We start from the raw sequence: 14,023 nt of genomic DNA, 5'->3' as shown, positions 1-14,023 counted from the left end.
GGCATCGAAGAGGGGCGCGGCCGCGCGTGACGCGCAGCCGTTCGCCGGAGAGATGAGGTGCGCGGCGGGGCCCCGCCCGGCGCTCGCGCTGGTCAGCAGTGCTGAAGACACCATCCTATCGGGTTTGGCTGGGAGCTTCTTTGCGGCCGGAGGTCGTAGACTGTCGGCCCGGAATCGGAAGGTGGTCCGCGCGTGCAGGAATCGGAACTCGATCGGGAGCGCGCCGTCGTCGCCGGCCTGTATGAGCGCCTGGACGCGCTGCGGGCCGAGACCGCGGAACGGCTGACGCGCGTGCGCCGGGAGAGCGTCGGCGGAAACCACCAGGCCCGCAGCGAGCGGGACGCCTTCGCCCAGCTCTACGAGGACCAGCTGGTGCAGCTGCGGGAGGTGGATGCGCGGCTGGTGTTCGGCCGCCTGCTCCTGGACGAGGTCGTCGACGGCACCGATCACCGCTACATCGGCAGGATCGGCCTGCGCGACGACGACCAGCGCTCGCTGCTCATCGACTGGCGTGCGCAGCAGGCCAGCGCCTTCTACCAGGCGACGGCCAGCGAGCGGATGGGCGTGCGCGCCAGGCGGCACCTCACCATGAACGGCCGCCAGGTGCTCCGGATCGACGACGAGGTGTTCGACGAGGCGCTGCTGGACGGCGAGGACGCGGGCGAGCACGTCCAGGGCGAGGGCGCGCTGCTCGCCGCCCTGACCGCGCAGCGCACCGGCCGGATGCACGACATCGTCGCGACCATCCAGGCCGAGCAGGACAGGATCATCCGCTCCGACATCCGCGGCGCGCTCGTCGTGCAGGGCGGCCCCGGCACCGGCAAGACCGCGGTCGCGCTGCACCGCGCCGCCTACCTGCTGTACGCGAACCGGCAGCGGCTCAGCTCGTCCGGCGTCCTGGTCGTCGGCCCGTCCAACGCGTTCCTGCGCTACATCGAGGCGGTGCTGCCGTCGCTCGGCGAGACGGGCGTGGTGATGCAGAGCCTCGGCGAGCTGTTCCCCGGCGTCGAGGCGACGGCGGTGGACGGGGCGGAGGCCGCCCGCCTCAAGGGCGACGTGTCGATGGCCCGGCTGCTCTCGCGCGCGGTCAAGTCCCGCCAGAAGGCGCCGGAGGAGCCGCAGGCGATCGTGGTCGACAACGAGCGGCTGGTCGTCCAGCCCGAGCTCGTGCAGCGCGCGATTGCGAAGGCGCAACGCTCCGGGAAGCCGCACAACGTCGCCCGCGTCACCTTCGTCAAGCACGCCCTGGCCGAGCTGACCGACCAGCTCGCGGCGCAGCTGCGCGCGGGCGGCTCGACCATCGACGACGCGGACCTGAAGGTGCTGCGCGAGGACCTGCGCACCTCCTACGACGTCCGCGTGCTGCTGAACACCGCCTGGCTGCCGCTCACCCCGCAGAAGCTGCTGCAGGACCTCTACGCCCGCCCCGCCTGGCTGGCCGAGCTGACGCCGCGCTGGTCGGAGGAGCAGCGCGCGGCCCTGCTGCGGGACCGCAGCGCGCCGTTCACCGTCTCCGACGTGCCGCTGCTCGACGAGGCGGCGGAACTGCTCGGCGACTTCCCCGGCCGGCCGGACCCGGCGGACCGGGAGCGCGAGCGGCAGCGCAAGCGCGACCTGGAGAACGCCCGCGCCGCGATCGCGAACATGGGCGTGCAGGGGCTGGTGAGCGCCGAGCAGCTGGCCGACGGCTTCGCCGAGCGCGTGGACCGCGGCACGACGGCCGAGCGCGCCGCCGCCGACCGGTCCTGGACGTATGGGCACGTCGTCGTCGACGAGGCCCAGGAGCTCTCGCCGATGCAGTGGCGGGTGCTGGTGCGCCGCTGCCCGATGAAGTCGTTCACCATCGTCGGCGACATCGCCCAGGTGGCCTCCGCGGCCGGAGCGACCAGCTGGGAGGCGGCCCTGCGTCCCGCGTTCAAGGACGCCTGGCGGCTGGAGGAGCTGACCGTCAACTACCGCACGCCGGCGCAGATCACGCGCGAGGCGGAGCGGATCGCCGTGGAGGCGGGGCTTCCGATCACCCCGACGCGCGCGGTGCGCGAGGGCGACTGGCCGATCCGGCGCGTCGCAGCGGACGGCGACCTGGCGGCGGCCGTGACGGGCGCCGTCGAGCACGACCGGTCGGTGGATGCGGAGGGCACGCTCGCCGTGATCGCCCCGGAGGCCTCCGTGGCGGTGGTGGAGGCGGCGGTGCGCGAGCGCTTCGGCGCCGACGCCGGGCGCGGTGCTGCCGGGCTGACCCGGCCGATCGCGGTGCTCACCGGCTACGAGGCGAAGGGTCTCGAGTTCGACGCCGTCGTGCTGGCGGACCCGGCGGCGCTCGCCGCCGAGAGCAGCCGCGGCGCAGCATCGCTCTACGTCGCGATGACCCGCCCCACCCAGCGCCTTACGCTGGTCGAGATCGCGTAGCCTGGCAACACATTTGCCCCAAATGCTGGCTCTGGATGCTTCGACGTCACGATTTGGCGCAAATGTAGGCCCGCATCCATGACGCTCAGGCGCCCGCGTAGCGCTCGCCGACGGGGACCTCGACGGGCAGGGTGTTGCCCGCCTGCGCGAGCGGGCACGCCCAGGCCGGGTCGTAGGCGCAGGACGGGTTGTAGGCGAAGTTGAAGTCGAGGACGAGGGTCGCCTCGCCGTCGTCGGCGCCCGCTCCCAGGTCCGCTCCCTTGATCGTGTCGATCAGGTAGCGCCCGCCGCCGTAGGTGCCGCCCTGCCGCCCGGCCAGCGCGTCCTTCACCGGGACGAACAGGCCGCCTCCGTACGAGGCGAGCCGCCAGACGTCGAGGCTGCCGGCCAGGGGGACGCGGACCGTGCCGAGCAGCTCGAACGGCACGACGCCGTCCGTCCCGGTCTCCACGTCCATCCGCTTCGCCTCGGCCGCCGGCACGATCGGCAGCTCGAACCGCCAGTCCGGGTCGTAGGCGACCACAGGAAGCCCGGTGAACTGCGCGCGGTCTTCGTCCAGCAGGGGAGAGGCGGGATGCGAGGAGAACAGTTCGTTGCGGCAGGAGACCCAGTGCGCGTGCGCCTCGGCGGGGTCGGTCGCGGCCATCCGGCGCACGGTGGCGTACATCGCGAACACGCGGCGCCGCCAGTCCGCGGTCTGCACGGCGGTGACGGCGGCGGTCGCCGCGGTCGTGGCGTCGGTCATCGTTCCTCCTCCTCGGCCGCCGGGGCGGCGGCTCGGCCCTCCGGCCGGCCCTCCTGCTCGTCCTCCGGATGGCGCTCCGGGTCCCGTTCGGGATCGTAGGCCCAGGTGGGCGCGAGGGCACGCAGGCGCACACCGCGCCACTGCCAGAACGCCCAGAGCGCGTACCAGGCGACGGGCGTCAGCACACCGGCGCGCACGATCAGCCGGTCCCGGTAGAGCGTGCGCAGCCGGCCGTTCTCGTCCGGGCCGGCCGGGTCGGGCGCGATCGCCATCCGGTGATCGAGCCGGGGGAGCGCGCCGAGCAGGCCGCCGGTCCCTCCCCCGCTGTCGCGCAGGATGCGCGTCGCGCTCTCCCGCGGGTCGGTGGAGCGCAGCGTGTCCAGCCGGATCGCCTGCGTCCCGACCGTGAACGCGCCGAGCGCCCGGACGGCCACCCGGTGCTCGCCCCCGCCCCACGTGGTCGGGAAGCCGCCGGGCTCATCCGACGCGAAGTCCAGCCACGGCAGCGCCACCTCCCGGAACGCCGTCGGGCTCTGCAGAGCGCGCCAGGCCGCGTCCGGGTCGCAGTCCAGGATCAGCTTCAGCAGGACCTTCACCGGTCCAGTGTCGCGCATCCGGGTGGATGCGGGGTGTGGTTCGTGCGATCCTACCTATATAGGTGTTCCGTATCCCTATATAGGTTGGAGGAGCGATGACCGACACGAGGGCGATCGCGCGACGGAAGAAGCTCATCGCCTTCCGGGAGGATCAGGTGGAGGCACTGGCGGCGATCGCAGACGACACCCACTCGAACTTCACCGCGACGGTGCTGGACGCCGTCGACGCGTACATCGCCGCGCACGACCACACGACGAAGCAGATGGTCGACCGCATCGTCAGGCAGAACGCCGGTCTGCTCGAGCGCCTGCGCGACGCGTGAAGGTACGGTATGTGACCGTCGACGAGGCGCTCCTCGTCGTGAGGGCCGTGCACGGCGGCGATCCGCTCGGCTACATCCGAGATTCCGTGCTTCTGCAATCGGCCATCGACCGGCCGGCGGCGACACTGTTCGGGCGCGACGCATACCCGGACGTCCACGCGAAGGCCGCAGCGCTTCTGCACTCGTTCCTGCGGAACCATGCGCTGCTCGACGGGAACAAGCGGACGGGCTGGATCCTGTGCGTCCTGTTCTTCCAGATCAACGGGTACGAGGAGCGCTACGACGAGGACGCGATGTTCGATTTCGTGCTGGAGGTCGCCGAAGGCGGAGTCGAGGACATCGGACTGCTCGCGCAACAGCTCTCCGTCTGGTTCACGCGCAGCTAGCCCTCACCTCACGCACTCCGCCGCCCTCGCCAGCAGCAGCTCGCGCTCGCGCGCGTTCCCCGTCATCGCGGCCGCCCTCTCGAACTCGGCGCGCGCCTCCGGCAGCCGGTCCAGGCGGTAGAGCAGGTCGGCACGCACCGAGGGCAGAAGGTGGTACGACGACAGCGCGCCGTCGGCGACCAGGCGGTCGACCACCGGCAGCGCCGCCTCCGGCCCGCGCGCCATCGAGAGCGCGACGGCCCGGTTCAGCTCGACGACGGCGGACGGGCGCAGTTCGGCGAGGGCGCCGTAGAGCGCGACGATCTGCTCCCAGTCGGTCGCGTCGGCGGTCGGGGCGGTCGCGTGGCACGCGGCGATCGCCGCCTGCAGGGCGTAGGGGCCGCGGGCCGCCTCGCCCGCCAGCCGGTCCGCGCGCCGCAGGGCCGCGACGCCGCGGGTGATCAGCAGCCGGTCCCAGCGGGTCCTGTCCTGGTCCTGCAGCAGGATGGGCTCGCCGTCCGCTGTCGTGCGCGCGCCGATCCGCGAGGCCTGGAACTCCATCAGCGCGACCAGCCCGTGCACCTCCGGCTCGCGCGGCGTCAGCTCGGCGAGCACGCGGCCGAGCCGGAGCGCCTCGCGGCACAGGTCGGGCCGCATCCAGTCGTCGCCGGCGGTCGCGGAGTAGCCCTCGTTGAAGATCAGGTAGACGACCTCGAGCACCGAGGACAGCCGCTCCGGGAACTCGGAGCGCGCCGGAACCGCGAACGGCACCTGCGCGGCGCTGAGCGTGCGCTTGGCGCGCACGATGCGCTGCGCGATCGTCGGCGTCGGCACCAGGAAGGCCCTGGCGATCTCCTCGGTGGTGAGGCCGCCGAGCAGCTTGAGCGTCAGCGCGACCCGGCCGGACGTGGTGAGCACGGGATGGCACGCCACGAAGACGAGGCGCAGCAGGTCGTCGTCGATCTCCTCCTCGACGGCGATGGCGGGGTCGTCGGAGCCCTGCTCCTCTGCGAGGTCGCGCGCGAGAGCGGCGTAGCGCTCGTCCAGCCGCTCCCTGCGCCGCCAGCCGTCGATGGCGCGCCGCTTGGCGACGGCCGTCAGCCACGCACCGGCGTTGCGCGGCACGCCGTCCGCCGGCCACTGCTCCAGCGCGGCGACCAGGGCGTCCTGCGCGAGCTCCTCGGCGAGGCCGACGTCGCCTGTCCACCGCGCGAGCCCGGCCACCAGCCGCCCCGATTCGATCCGCCAGACGGCCTCCACCGTGCGCCGGGCGTCGTCGTCCCCTGCCTGCCCCATCGCTCCAGTATGGCGACCGTCCCCTCCCGGGACGACCGTGCCCGCTCGAGCACGGGCCGAATGTCCCGGACGGGGACCGTCGCGGCCGCGGGTGACGGGGGTATGCGCTACAACGGGACCATGGCGATCCGATACTGGCTGGGCGTCGTGCAGCGCGACCACGTGCTGCGCGGTGTCGCGGGCGGGTACGCGCAGGTGAACCACGGCGCGCGCTCGCCGCTGGCCGGGATGGGGGTCGCCGACGGCTTCGTCTACTACTCGCCGCGCGCCTCCTCCCCCGACGGGGAGCCGCTGAAGGCGTTCACCGCCGTCGGCAGGATCGCCGACGACGACGTGTTCCAGGCGACTCAGGGCCCGCAGATGCGCGGTCCCGCCGGCGACTTCCTGCCGTGGCGGCGTCGGGTGGACTGGGATCACGACGCGGTCGAGACGCCGATCCGGCCGCTGCTGCAGGCGCTCGACTTCAGCAGGGACAACCGCGACTGGGGCTACCAGCTGCGCCGCGGCCTGATCGAGATCAGCCGCCACGACTTCGAGCTCATCCGCAGGCAGATGCGGCCGTCACCCGGCGAAACACAGCGATCCGGCCGTGCGGGCCGGATTACGATGGCCCGGTGAGCCCGACCGCGACCATCCCCGACGCCCACCGCCAGACCAAGTACCAGGTCCGCTTCGACTGGGCAGCCGAGGGAGCGGCGGCCGTCGCCGCCGACGCGGACGTGGTGGTCTGGGTGGACGCGCTGGACGAGCCGGGCGTGCACGACGCCGCAGCGGCGGCCGCAGCCCTCCCCGGCATCCCCGGCACCGGCGCCGTCCTGCGCGCCGGCCTCACCAACCCCTCCGCGGTGGCCCGCTGGATCCTCGACGAGCAGGTCCGCCTCGGCCGCCGCGCGATGGTCGCCGTGGTCGCCGCGGGCGGCAGCACGGCGACCGGGACCACCCGCTTCGCCGTGGAGGATCTGCTCGCCGCCGGCGCCGTCGTCGACGCGCTGGCCGCGCACGGCATCGACTACAGCTCCCCGGAGGCGGCCGCCGCGTGCGCGGCCTTCACCGGCCTCCGCCGCGCCGTGGCGCACCTGCTCACCGCCTCCGCCTCCGCCCAGGAGCTCGTCGCCTCCGGCGCCGCGCCCGACGGGATCGCGCAGCTGGGACGGCTCGACAGCTCCCAGGATGTGGCCGTCCTGCGAGGTCCCTCCACACCGGAATGATCGACCCGGCCGCCGCGTTGGCCGCTCACAGGAGGTTGCATCCATGAAAGCTGTGCTGAACGACACCGTCATCGCCGAGGCTCCCGAGGAGGAGCTGATCAGGATCGAGGGCAACTGGTACTTCCCGCCGAAGAGCGTGAAGTCCGAGTACCTCGTCGAGAGCGACACCCCGTACACCTGTCCCTGGAAGGGCGAGTGCCAGTACTTCTCCGTGAAGGACGGCGACACCCTGCTGCAGGACCGGGCCTGGAGCTACCCGACGCCGTACCCCAGCTCCTTCGACCGCGTCGGCAAGGACTACAGCGACTACGTCGCGTTCTGGAAGGACGTCCGCGTCGTCGACTGACGCCTCCCGTCCCCGTTCCGCGTGAAGGGCGTCCCCGGACGAGGGCGCCCTTCGTCGTACCCCAAAGGGGCGAGTTGTCCTCACTTTGGAGGACTGGCCCCCGAAAACGGGGTACAGATGAACTTCCGACCGAACGGTCGGAATCGGTATACAGGTAGTGCGCTGGTGCTCCCGGAACCCGAACCGGGAGGCGCGCGCGCCGGCTTACCCGAATTCGCCGGTGTCCCGCGCGTACCCGAGCCGCCGCATACCCGAAACCCGAGACCTTGCTTCGTCGCGTCTTTCAGCATGCCCGCAACACGTTCCGCAGCACACAGCGCCAGGCCGGCAGCGGCCGGCACCGGGCCGCACCAGCCGTCGCACCACGGCTGAGGCGGCTCGGGCCGGTCGCCGCCGCCACGGTCCTCGCCCTGGTTGGCGGCGGCCTGGTCGCGGCGCCGGCGCTCGCGGCGGGGGACCTCGCCGCCGGCGGTCTCGCCTCGCTCTCGATCTCGAAGACGGTCGGTGACGGCAAGAAGGCCGTCACCGTCACCAACGGGTCGGAGTTCACCTACACGATCGCCGTGGGCTGCGACGACAACGACTGCGTGGATGCCGCGGTCACCGACACGCTGCCCGCCGAGTTCGCCGGCTTCCCGATCGTGGAGACGTCGGTCACCCCGAACTCCGGCTCCTTCGAGAAGACCCTCACCGGGTGCGACGCGGGCGTCGGCGCCGACTGCGAGCTGCGGGTCGCGTTCACGGACGCGCTCGCCGGCGGCGGGAAGGGACTCGCCGCGGGCCGGGCGTACACGATCAGCGTCACGCTGCGCGCGCCGCAGAACCTGACCCCGTCGTGGCAGTACGCGGGCACGGCGGTCACGAACACCGCCGTCGGCACCTCCAGCACCATCGGCGGACCGGTGTCCAGCAGCGCGGACGTGACCGTCGACATCCCGGCCTCGGTGGACGTCGCCGTCGGCAAGACGTGGGCGCCCGCGAGCCAGCAGTTCCGGCCGGGCGACACCTCGACCGTCTCGCTGAGCGCGCAGAACACCTCCAACGTCCCCGCGACCTCGCTCACCCTCCAGGACCCGGCCGCCGCGGCCGACGGCAGCACGACGCTGGACGCCGCCAACCCGTTCGCGATCGTCGACTTCGCCGGCTTCGGCGGCGTCGTCCTCCCGCAGGGCGCGACCACCGTGCAGGTGGACGCGTACGTGAAGGACTCGACCGGCGTGTGGGGCTGGCACACCGGCCCGCCGACCGCCCCCGCCGCCATCGCCCTCCCCTCCGGCGTCGCCGCCGCCGACGTCGCCGGCCTCCGCTTCACCTTCGCCGGCGCGGACGGCGCGGCGCTCGCCGCGGGCGGGGCCGGCGGATCGGTCGGCGTCCTCGTCGCGCAGCGCAGCACCGACCGGGGGACCGGCGCCGGGCTCGTCACGGGCGCGAAGGTCACCAACCAGGTCGCGGGCACGGTCACCGCTCCGGACCAGAAGCCGGTGACGAAGACCGCGAGCGCGCCGTTCGCGATCGGCGGCCTCACCGTCGCCGTCACCGCCGGCAAGACGATCGCCCCGGCGCGGATCCCGGCCGGAACGACGGCCACCGCCACGATCTCGGGCAAGAACTCCTCCAACGGCACGCTCGACACGCTCACCCTGAGCGACCTCGACTACTTCACCGACACCCTGGCCTTCGGCGGGTTCGCGGCCGGGATCTCCTACCCGGCGGGTGCGACGTCCGGCTCTGTCACCTGGCACTTCTCGGACGGATCGACGCAGAGCACGCCGTTCGCCGACGGTGCGACGCCCACCTCGCCTGCCGTGGCCGGCGCGCACCTGACCGGCTTCGAGCTCGGCTTCGGCGGCGCGATCGCCGCCGGCACGGTCGCCACCGCGCAGTTCCTGATCGCCCCGACCGTCGACGCCGCCGTGGACGGCACCCCGCTGGACGCGAAGAACACGCTCACCGTGAGCGGCACCAACTCCGCGGGCACGGCGTCGAAGACGGCCAGCGCCCCGCTGCTGGTCTTCTACCCGGACATCTCGCTCAGCCTCCGCAAGACCATCCAGCCGACCGCTCCCGTCTCGCCCGGCTCCACCGTCACGGTGACGCTGCCCGCGACGACGTCGAGCGACTCCGCGTTCGTCACCCCGAACCGGATCGTGGTCGAGGACGTCTGGCGGGATGCGAAGGCGGACGACTTCTTCAACGCGTTCGACCCGATCGCCGTGGCGCCGACCCAGGTGCTGAAGGGCTCGGTGCTGACCGTCCAGTACACGACGGACGGCGGCTCCAGCTGGCAGACCCTCGGCGTCTCCGACGCGACCAGCGCCGCCACGATCTACCGGGCCCCGACGCTCCCGGCCGGCACCGACGGTCTGCGCTTCGTGTTCGAGAACGCCGCCGGCTTCCCGCAGGGGACCCCGGTGACGCCGGGCATCACCGCCAAGGCCCGCGCCGAGCTGCGCGACGGCAGCGGCCAGACCTCGACCCCCGGCGGCGGCGCGAAGACCTACACCAACCACGGCGTCGCGAGCACCACGGGCAGCGTGGCGGGCCGGACCGTCACCGGAGACCAGGTGACCGCGGACGCGACGGCGAAGATCCAGTCGACGACCGGCTCCGGCAGCCTCGGCATCGCCAAGAAGTGGACCAACCCGGACCTCACCGGCGACGTCTCGAGCCTGCCGTCGCAGTCCGGCCAGCAGGCGGGGACGCTTCTCAGCTGGGGCGTGACCGACACCGGCTACAGCCAGGTGGTCGTCACCGACCCCGCCACCGACCCGGACGACCCGGCGTCGAGCGTCTTCCAGTCGTTCGACCTCACGAAGGTCTCCCCGATCTCCTTCACGGCCGACCCGCTGCTGAAGTGGGACACCGTGACGGGCGTCCAGCTCCGCATCGGCGGCGCGTGGGTCTCCGCGACGGCGCCCGCCGGCGGCTGGATGAACGCGACCGGCTTCGCCGGTTACACGCTCAGCCCGCAGGAGGCAGCGGCCGCGACCGGCGTGCGCCTGGTCATCGAGCCGAATGACGCCGCCCGCCAGAACGCGACGGTCGCGACCGCGCCGCCGGTCGGCTCGGGCGTCGCCACCGTCGCCTACGGCACATCCCGCCCGATCGGCCTGGTCTGGACGCTGCGCAACGTGCAGCGCGTTCCTGCCGACCCGGCGCAGCCGTGGGTGACCGCGGACACGATCGGCTCGATCACGAACACCGTCTCCGCCACCGGCACCCAGAACGGCGTCCCGCGCGGCCCGGTGACCGACAGCGACACCGTGAGCCTGATCGATCAGCCGCCCGCGGTGGACCTGACCAAGACCAGCGAGAAGTCGACCATCGTCGTCCCGCACCTCGGCGACGTCGACCCGGCCGGCTACCCGACCAACCGCTTCACGCTGACGGCGCAGAACACCGCGACGTCGCGCGCCTCCTACATCCGCGTCACCGACCCGGCGCCGTGCGGCGCGGCAGGCGCCACCGCGTGCCTGTCGGCCGCCGACGGGTGGGCGGCCGACCCGTTCGCGGGTGCCGAGTACACCGCGGCCAGCCCGTTCGAGCGCCTGCAGCTGACGAAGATCGGCTACACCGTGCCCGCCGGCCAGGTGGACGCCGCCGCGTCGCGGGTCACCCTGTGGCAGCGGGCCGCCGACGGCACCCTGTCCACCTCGGTCGTCTCGCTGAGCGCCGCAGCCGGTCTCGGCGAGGCCGCGCTGGCGGACGTCGTCGGGGTGAGCGTGGTCTACCAGGGCACATCGCCGCAGACCACCGGTGGCACGATCGCCTCCGGCCAGAAGCTCACGCTGACCCTGGACACCCGGGTGCGGGCGACCACCCGCAGCGCGGGCGACCCGGTGACCGCGTTCCGCATCGACAACGGCGCGTTCGCGCAGGGCTACGACCCCGTGCTGTTCCCGACCGGCGACCAGTCGCGTCCGTTCGCGGCGAAGACCGCGTCCGTGACGCTGACCACCGGCGTCCTGGGGGTCACCGCCGCCAAGTCCATCGCGCCGGGGACGCTCCTGGAGCGCGACCGCACCGCACCGGTCGCCGTCACCCTGACCGCGACCCAGGGCGCGGCGACGGCGGCGACGCACCAGGTCACGATCACCGACGACGACGCCGGATTCTGGAACAGCTTCCGGCTGACCGGCCTCTCCGCCGGGGACGTCACGCTCCCGAACGGCGCCGACCGGGTCCGCGTCGACGTGCAGACCGACGGCTCGTCCACCTGGATGCTCGGCACCGCCGCGGCGACCGCGGCCCTGCCGACGACCGCGCTGGACCGGATCACCGGCATCCGCTTCACGTTCCTCCGTGCAGACGGCGGCTTGCTGAGCCGCTCCGCGGTCCCGGCGGACTTCACCGCGAAGGCGGTCCTGCACGTCCAGCTGCTCGACGCGGCCCGCGACGGCTCCGCCATCGCGTTCCCGTCGACGATCGAGGACACCGTGCAGACCGGCTCGCACCGCACCGACGACCCCGTCGTCTACGCCGACGCGACCGACGACGCCGGCGCGGGGATCGCGCTGAACCCGGGAACGCACAGCCTGGACGTGTCCAAGTCGCCGCAGGGCAACATGCACACCGTGACCGTGGGCGACACCGTGCCGTGGACTCTGACGTTCGCCAACACCGGCACCGGCTACCTCGACCTCGAAGGCCTCACGGACACCCTCCCGGCCTCGCTCGCCTGGGACGGTGAGGCGCCGGTCGCCTCGACCTCGGCGGGCGGAACGCTGAGCGCGTCCCCGGCCGTCTCGTTCGACTCGACCGCAGGCACCATCGCGTTCGACTGGCCGAAGGGCGGCGCACGCATGTCGCCCGGCGAGCGCTTCTCCATCGTGCTCGGGCTCATCCTGAAGCCCGGCCTGAAGGCGAGCGACCGCGCGACGAACACGATGATCGTCGAGACGGCGCAGACCCTCACGGCCTGCACCAACGCCTCCGGCAACGGCCAGGGCACGCTCCCCGGCCTCGACGCGACGCAGTGCGGGACGACGAACTACGTGCAGCCGGTCTCCGGCCCCTCGCTCTACACGACGAAGGGCGTGAAGGGCGACGTGGTCGACCGCACCGTCTCCGGCGCGATCAACCCGTCCGACCCGACGGCGGTCTGCCGCCCGGACGCCGACGGCTACTACGTGCAGCCGTGCGCGGCGAACACCGTGGTCGGCGGTACCGACGAGTGGCGCCTGAACGCGGTGAACAGCGGGACGGTGAACTACGACGCGCTGACCTTCGTCGAGCCGCTGCCGACCCCGGGCGACCGGATGCTCGCCACCGGCGGCCCGCGCGGCTCCACCTTCCGCCCGGCCTTCGACCCGGCCTACGGCGTGAAGGTCGCCGGAGCGCCCGACGGCACGGAGATGAGCTGGGAGGTCACCACGTCGCCGGACGTCTGCGTCGGCACCGGCAGCGCGTCGGAGTGGCCGAACGACCCGACCTGCGACACGCACCCGGGCGACTGGACCGCATCGACCGCGTTCACCGGCGACTGGACGGCCGTGACCGGCATCCGCGTCACGCTCGACTTCCGCGGCGTCGCCGGCGGCTCGCTCGTCGGCGGTCAGGGCGCGACCATCACGTACCGCACGCTCGACCTCCCGGCGACGGCCACCAGGACGGACGGCGCGCCGGTCTCCACCTCGGCGCCGAAGGCGTACGCGTGGAACCAGTTCGGAGCGATCGCCGACCTCACCGGAGGCGGCAGCATCCGCCGGGCCCCGGTGAAGGCGGGCGTGACGATCGCCACCGGCCCGCTGCGGATCGACAAGGTGCTGACCGGAGCCGCGGCCTCCGCGGCGCCGGACGAGTTCACCGCCGACGTGGTGTGCACGGTCGCCGGGGCACCGATCGACCTGGGCGCTGCCGCGCACAGCGTGCTCTCCCGCAACGCCGGGTTCACGGCCCGCATCGACGGCATCCCGGTCGGGGCGGACTGCACCGTCGCCGAGGCGGGCGCCGCCGGAAGCTACGGCGAGGCCGCGCGCAGCATCGACAACCCGGAGCTGCACATCGCGGGCGGTGCCGTGGACGGCGTCGTGCCCTCCGCGCAGGTCGCCACGATCACGAACAGCTACGAGTACGGTCGCCTGGCGATCGCGAAGACGGCGGCGAAGGCCATCGTCGGCATGGACGAGGCGGTGGAGTACACGATCGCGGTGTCCAACATCGGCGCGCTGGACGCGACGGGCTTCGAGGTGACCGACACGCTCCCCGCCGGGGCGACGTTCGTCTCCGCCGACCAGGGCGGCACCGAGAAGGACGGCGTCGTCACCTGGCCGATCGCGAGCCTCGCGAAGAACGCCACGGTCGAGCTGCACGTGGTGGTCAGCTACAGCACGCCGGGTCAGCCGGTGAACCGCGCGACCGTCACGACGCCGCCCGTCGGCCCGTGGCAGCCGCCGGAGGTCGACGGTGCGTGCACCGACGACCCGACGGCGTCCTGCGCCCCGGTCGTGGTCGACCCGCCCGTCGACCCGAACACCGGCGGCTCCGGCCACGGCGGTCACGGCGACGGGTCCGACCCGCACGCCGGAGGCGGTGCGCTCGCCTCGACGGGAAGCACGGCGGACATCCTGCTGGTCGGCTTCTGGGCTGGCCTGCTCGCCCTCGCCGGCGCCGCGCTCGTCGCCCGCCGCCGCCGGGCCTGACCCGGCGCACGCGAGCCGGCGCACGCGCCCAGCCGCACGGCGGGGGCGGGGGGGCGGCTGAGCCCCCCCCCCGCCGGCGGTCGGGGGGGGGGTG

General features: G+C 73.3%; 10 protein-coding genes. 7 read left to right on the top strand and 3 right to left on the bottom strand.

Annotation, left to right across the window (positions count from 1 at the left end; all coding sequences use genetic code 11):
- Window positions 1–192: 192 nt before the first annotated feature.
- Entirely contained in the window at window positions 193–2,409 is a 2,217-nt protein-coding gene (locus ACTHMF_RS09935) for a HelD family protein (RefSeq protein ID WP_440317290.1), read from the top strand.
- Between the two features lie 85 nt (window positions 2,410–2,494).
- On the opposite strand, the gene ACTHMF_RS09930 is transcribed toward ACTHMF_RS09935, so the two are convergent.
- Together ACTHMF_RS09930 and ACTHMF_RS09925 are read right to left on the bottom strand one after the other, a co-directional pair.
- On the bottom strand, window positions 2,495–3,154 hold the full coding sequence (locus tag ACTHMF_RS09930) for a DUF1684 domain-containing protein (protein ID WP_440317289.1): 660 nt from the start codon (window positions 3,152–3,154) through the stop codon (window positions 2,495–2,497).
- Window positions 3,151–3,750 carry a hypothetical protein gene (locus ACTHMF_RS09925; protein ID WP_314148860.1) on the bottom strand — a complete coding sequence of 200 codons (600 nt, stop codon included), beginning with the start codon at window positions 3,748–3,750 and terminating at the stop codon, window positions 3,151–3,153. Before ACTHMF_RS09925 ends, ACTHMF_RS09930 begins: the two co-directional genes overlap by 4 nt.
- 95 nt (window positions 3,751–3,845) lie before the next feature.
- Between ACTHMF_RS09925 and ACTHMF_RS09920 the strand changes: the two genes are divergently transcribed.
- Window positions 3,846–4,073, top strand: coding sequence for a hypothetical protein (locus ACTHMF_RS09920; protein ID WP_314148859.1), 228 nt, complete (start codon window positions 3,846–3,848; stop codon window positions 4,071–4,073).
- Between the two features lie 11 nt (window positions 4,074–4,084).
- On the top strand, window positions 4,085–4,459 hold the full coding sequence (locus tag ACTHMF_RS09915; protein ID WP_440317288.1) for a type II toxin-antitoxin system death-on-curing family toxin: 375 nt from the start codon (window positions 4,085–4,087) through the stop codon (window positions 4,457–4,459).
- Between the two features lie 3 nt (window positions 4,460–4,462).
- Here ACTHMF_RS09915 and ACTHMF_RS09910 read toward each other — a convergent pair whose 3' ends face one another.
- Window positions 4,463–5,734, bottom strand: a complete 1,272-nt coding sequence (locus tag ACTHMF_RS09910; RefSeq protein ID WP_440317287.1) for an RNA polymerase sigma factor — start codon at window positions 5,732–5,734, stop codon at window positions 4,463–4,465.
- Window positions 5,735–5,854: 120 nt separating this feature from the next.
- Here ACTHMF_RS09910 and ACTHMF_RS09905 point away from each other — a divergent pair, with 120 nt between their 5' ends.
- From ACTHMF_RS09905 to ACTHMF_RS09890, 4 genes are all read left to right on the top strand, one after another.
- Window positions 5,855–6,352, top strand: coding sequence for an EVE domain-containing protein (locus tag ACTHMF_RS09905; protein ID WP_440317286.1), 498 nt, complete (start codon window positions 5,855–5,857; stop codon window positions 6,350–6,352).
- On the top strand, window positions 6,349–6,942 hold the full coding sequence (locus ACTHMF_RS09900; RefSeq protein WP_440317285.1) for a 2-phosphosulfolactate phosphatase: 594 nt from the start codon (window positions 6,349–6,351) through the stop codon (window positions 6,940–6,942). Before ACTHMF_RS09905 ends, ACTHMF_RS09900 begins: the two co-directional genes overlap by 4 nt.
- A 43-nt stretch (window positions 6,943–6,985) precedes the next feature.
- Entirely contained in the window at window positions 6,986–7,288 is a 303-nt protein-coding gene (locus ACTHMF_RS09895; RefSeq protein ID WP_314148854.1) for a DUF427 domain-containing protein, read from the top strand.
- Between the two features lie 266 nt (window positions 7,289–7,554).
- Window positions 7,555–13,929 carry a DUF5979 domain-containing protein gene (locus tag ACTHMF_RS09890; RefSeq protein WP_440317284.1) on the top strand — a complete coding sequence of 2,125 codons (6,375 nt, stop codon included), beginning with the start codon at window positions 7,555–7,557 and terminating at the stop codon, window positions 13,927–13,929.
- The last annotated feature ends 94 nt before the right edge of the window (window positions 13,930–14,023 follow it).

Source organism: Leifsonia sp., from assembly GCF_051955155.1.
In the GTDB taxonomy this organism is placed as follows: Bacteria; Actinomycetota; Actinomycetes; order Actinomycetales; family Microbacteriaceae; genus Leifsonia.
The sequence above is the reverse complement of the archived record's forward strand: the minus strand, read 5'-3'. Positions and strand labels throughout refer to the sequence as shown.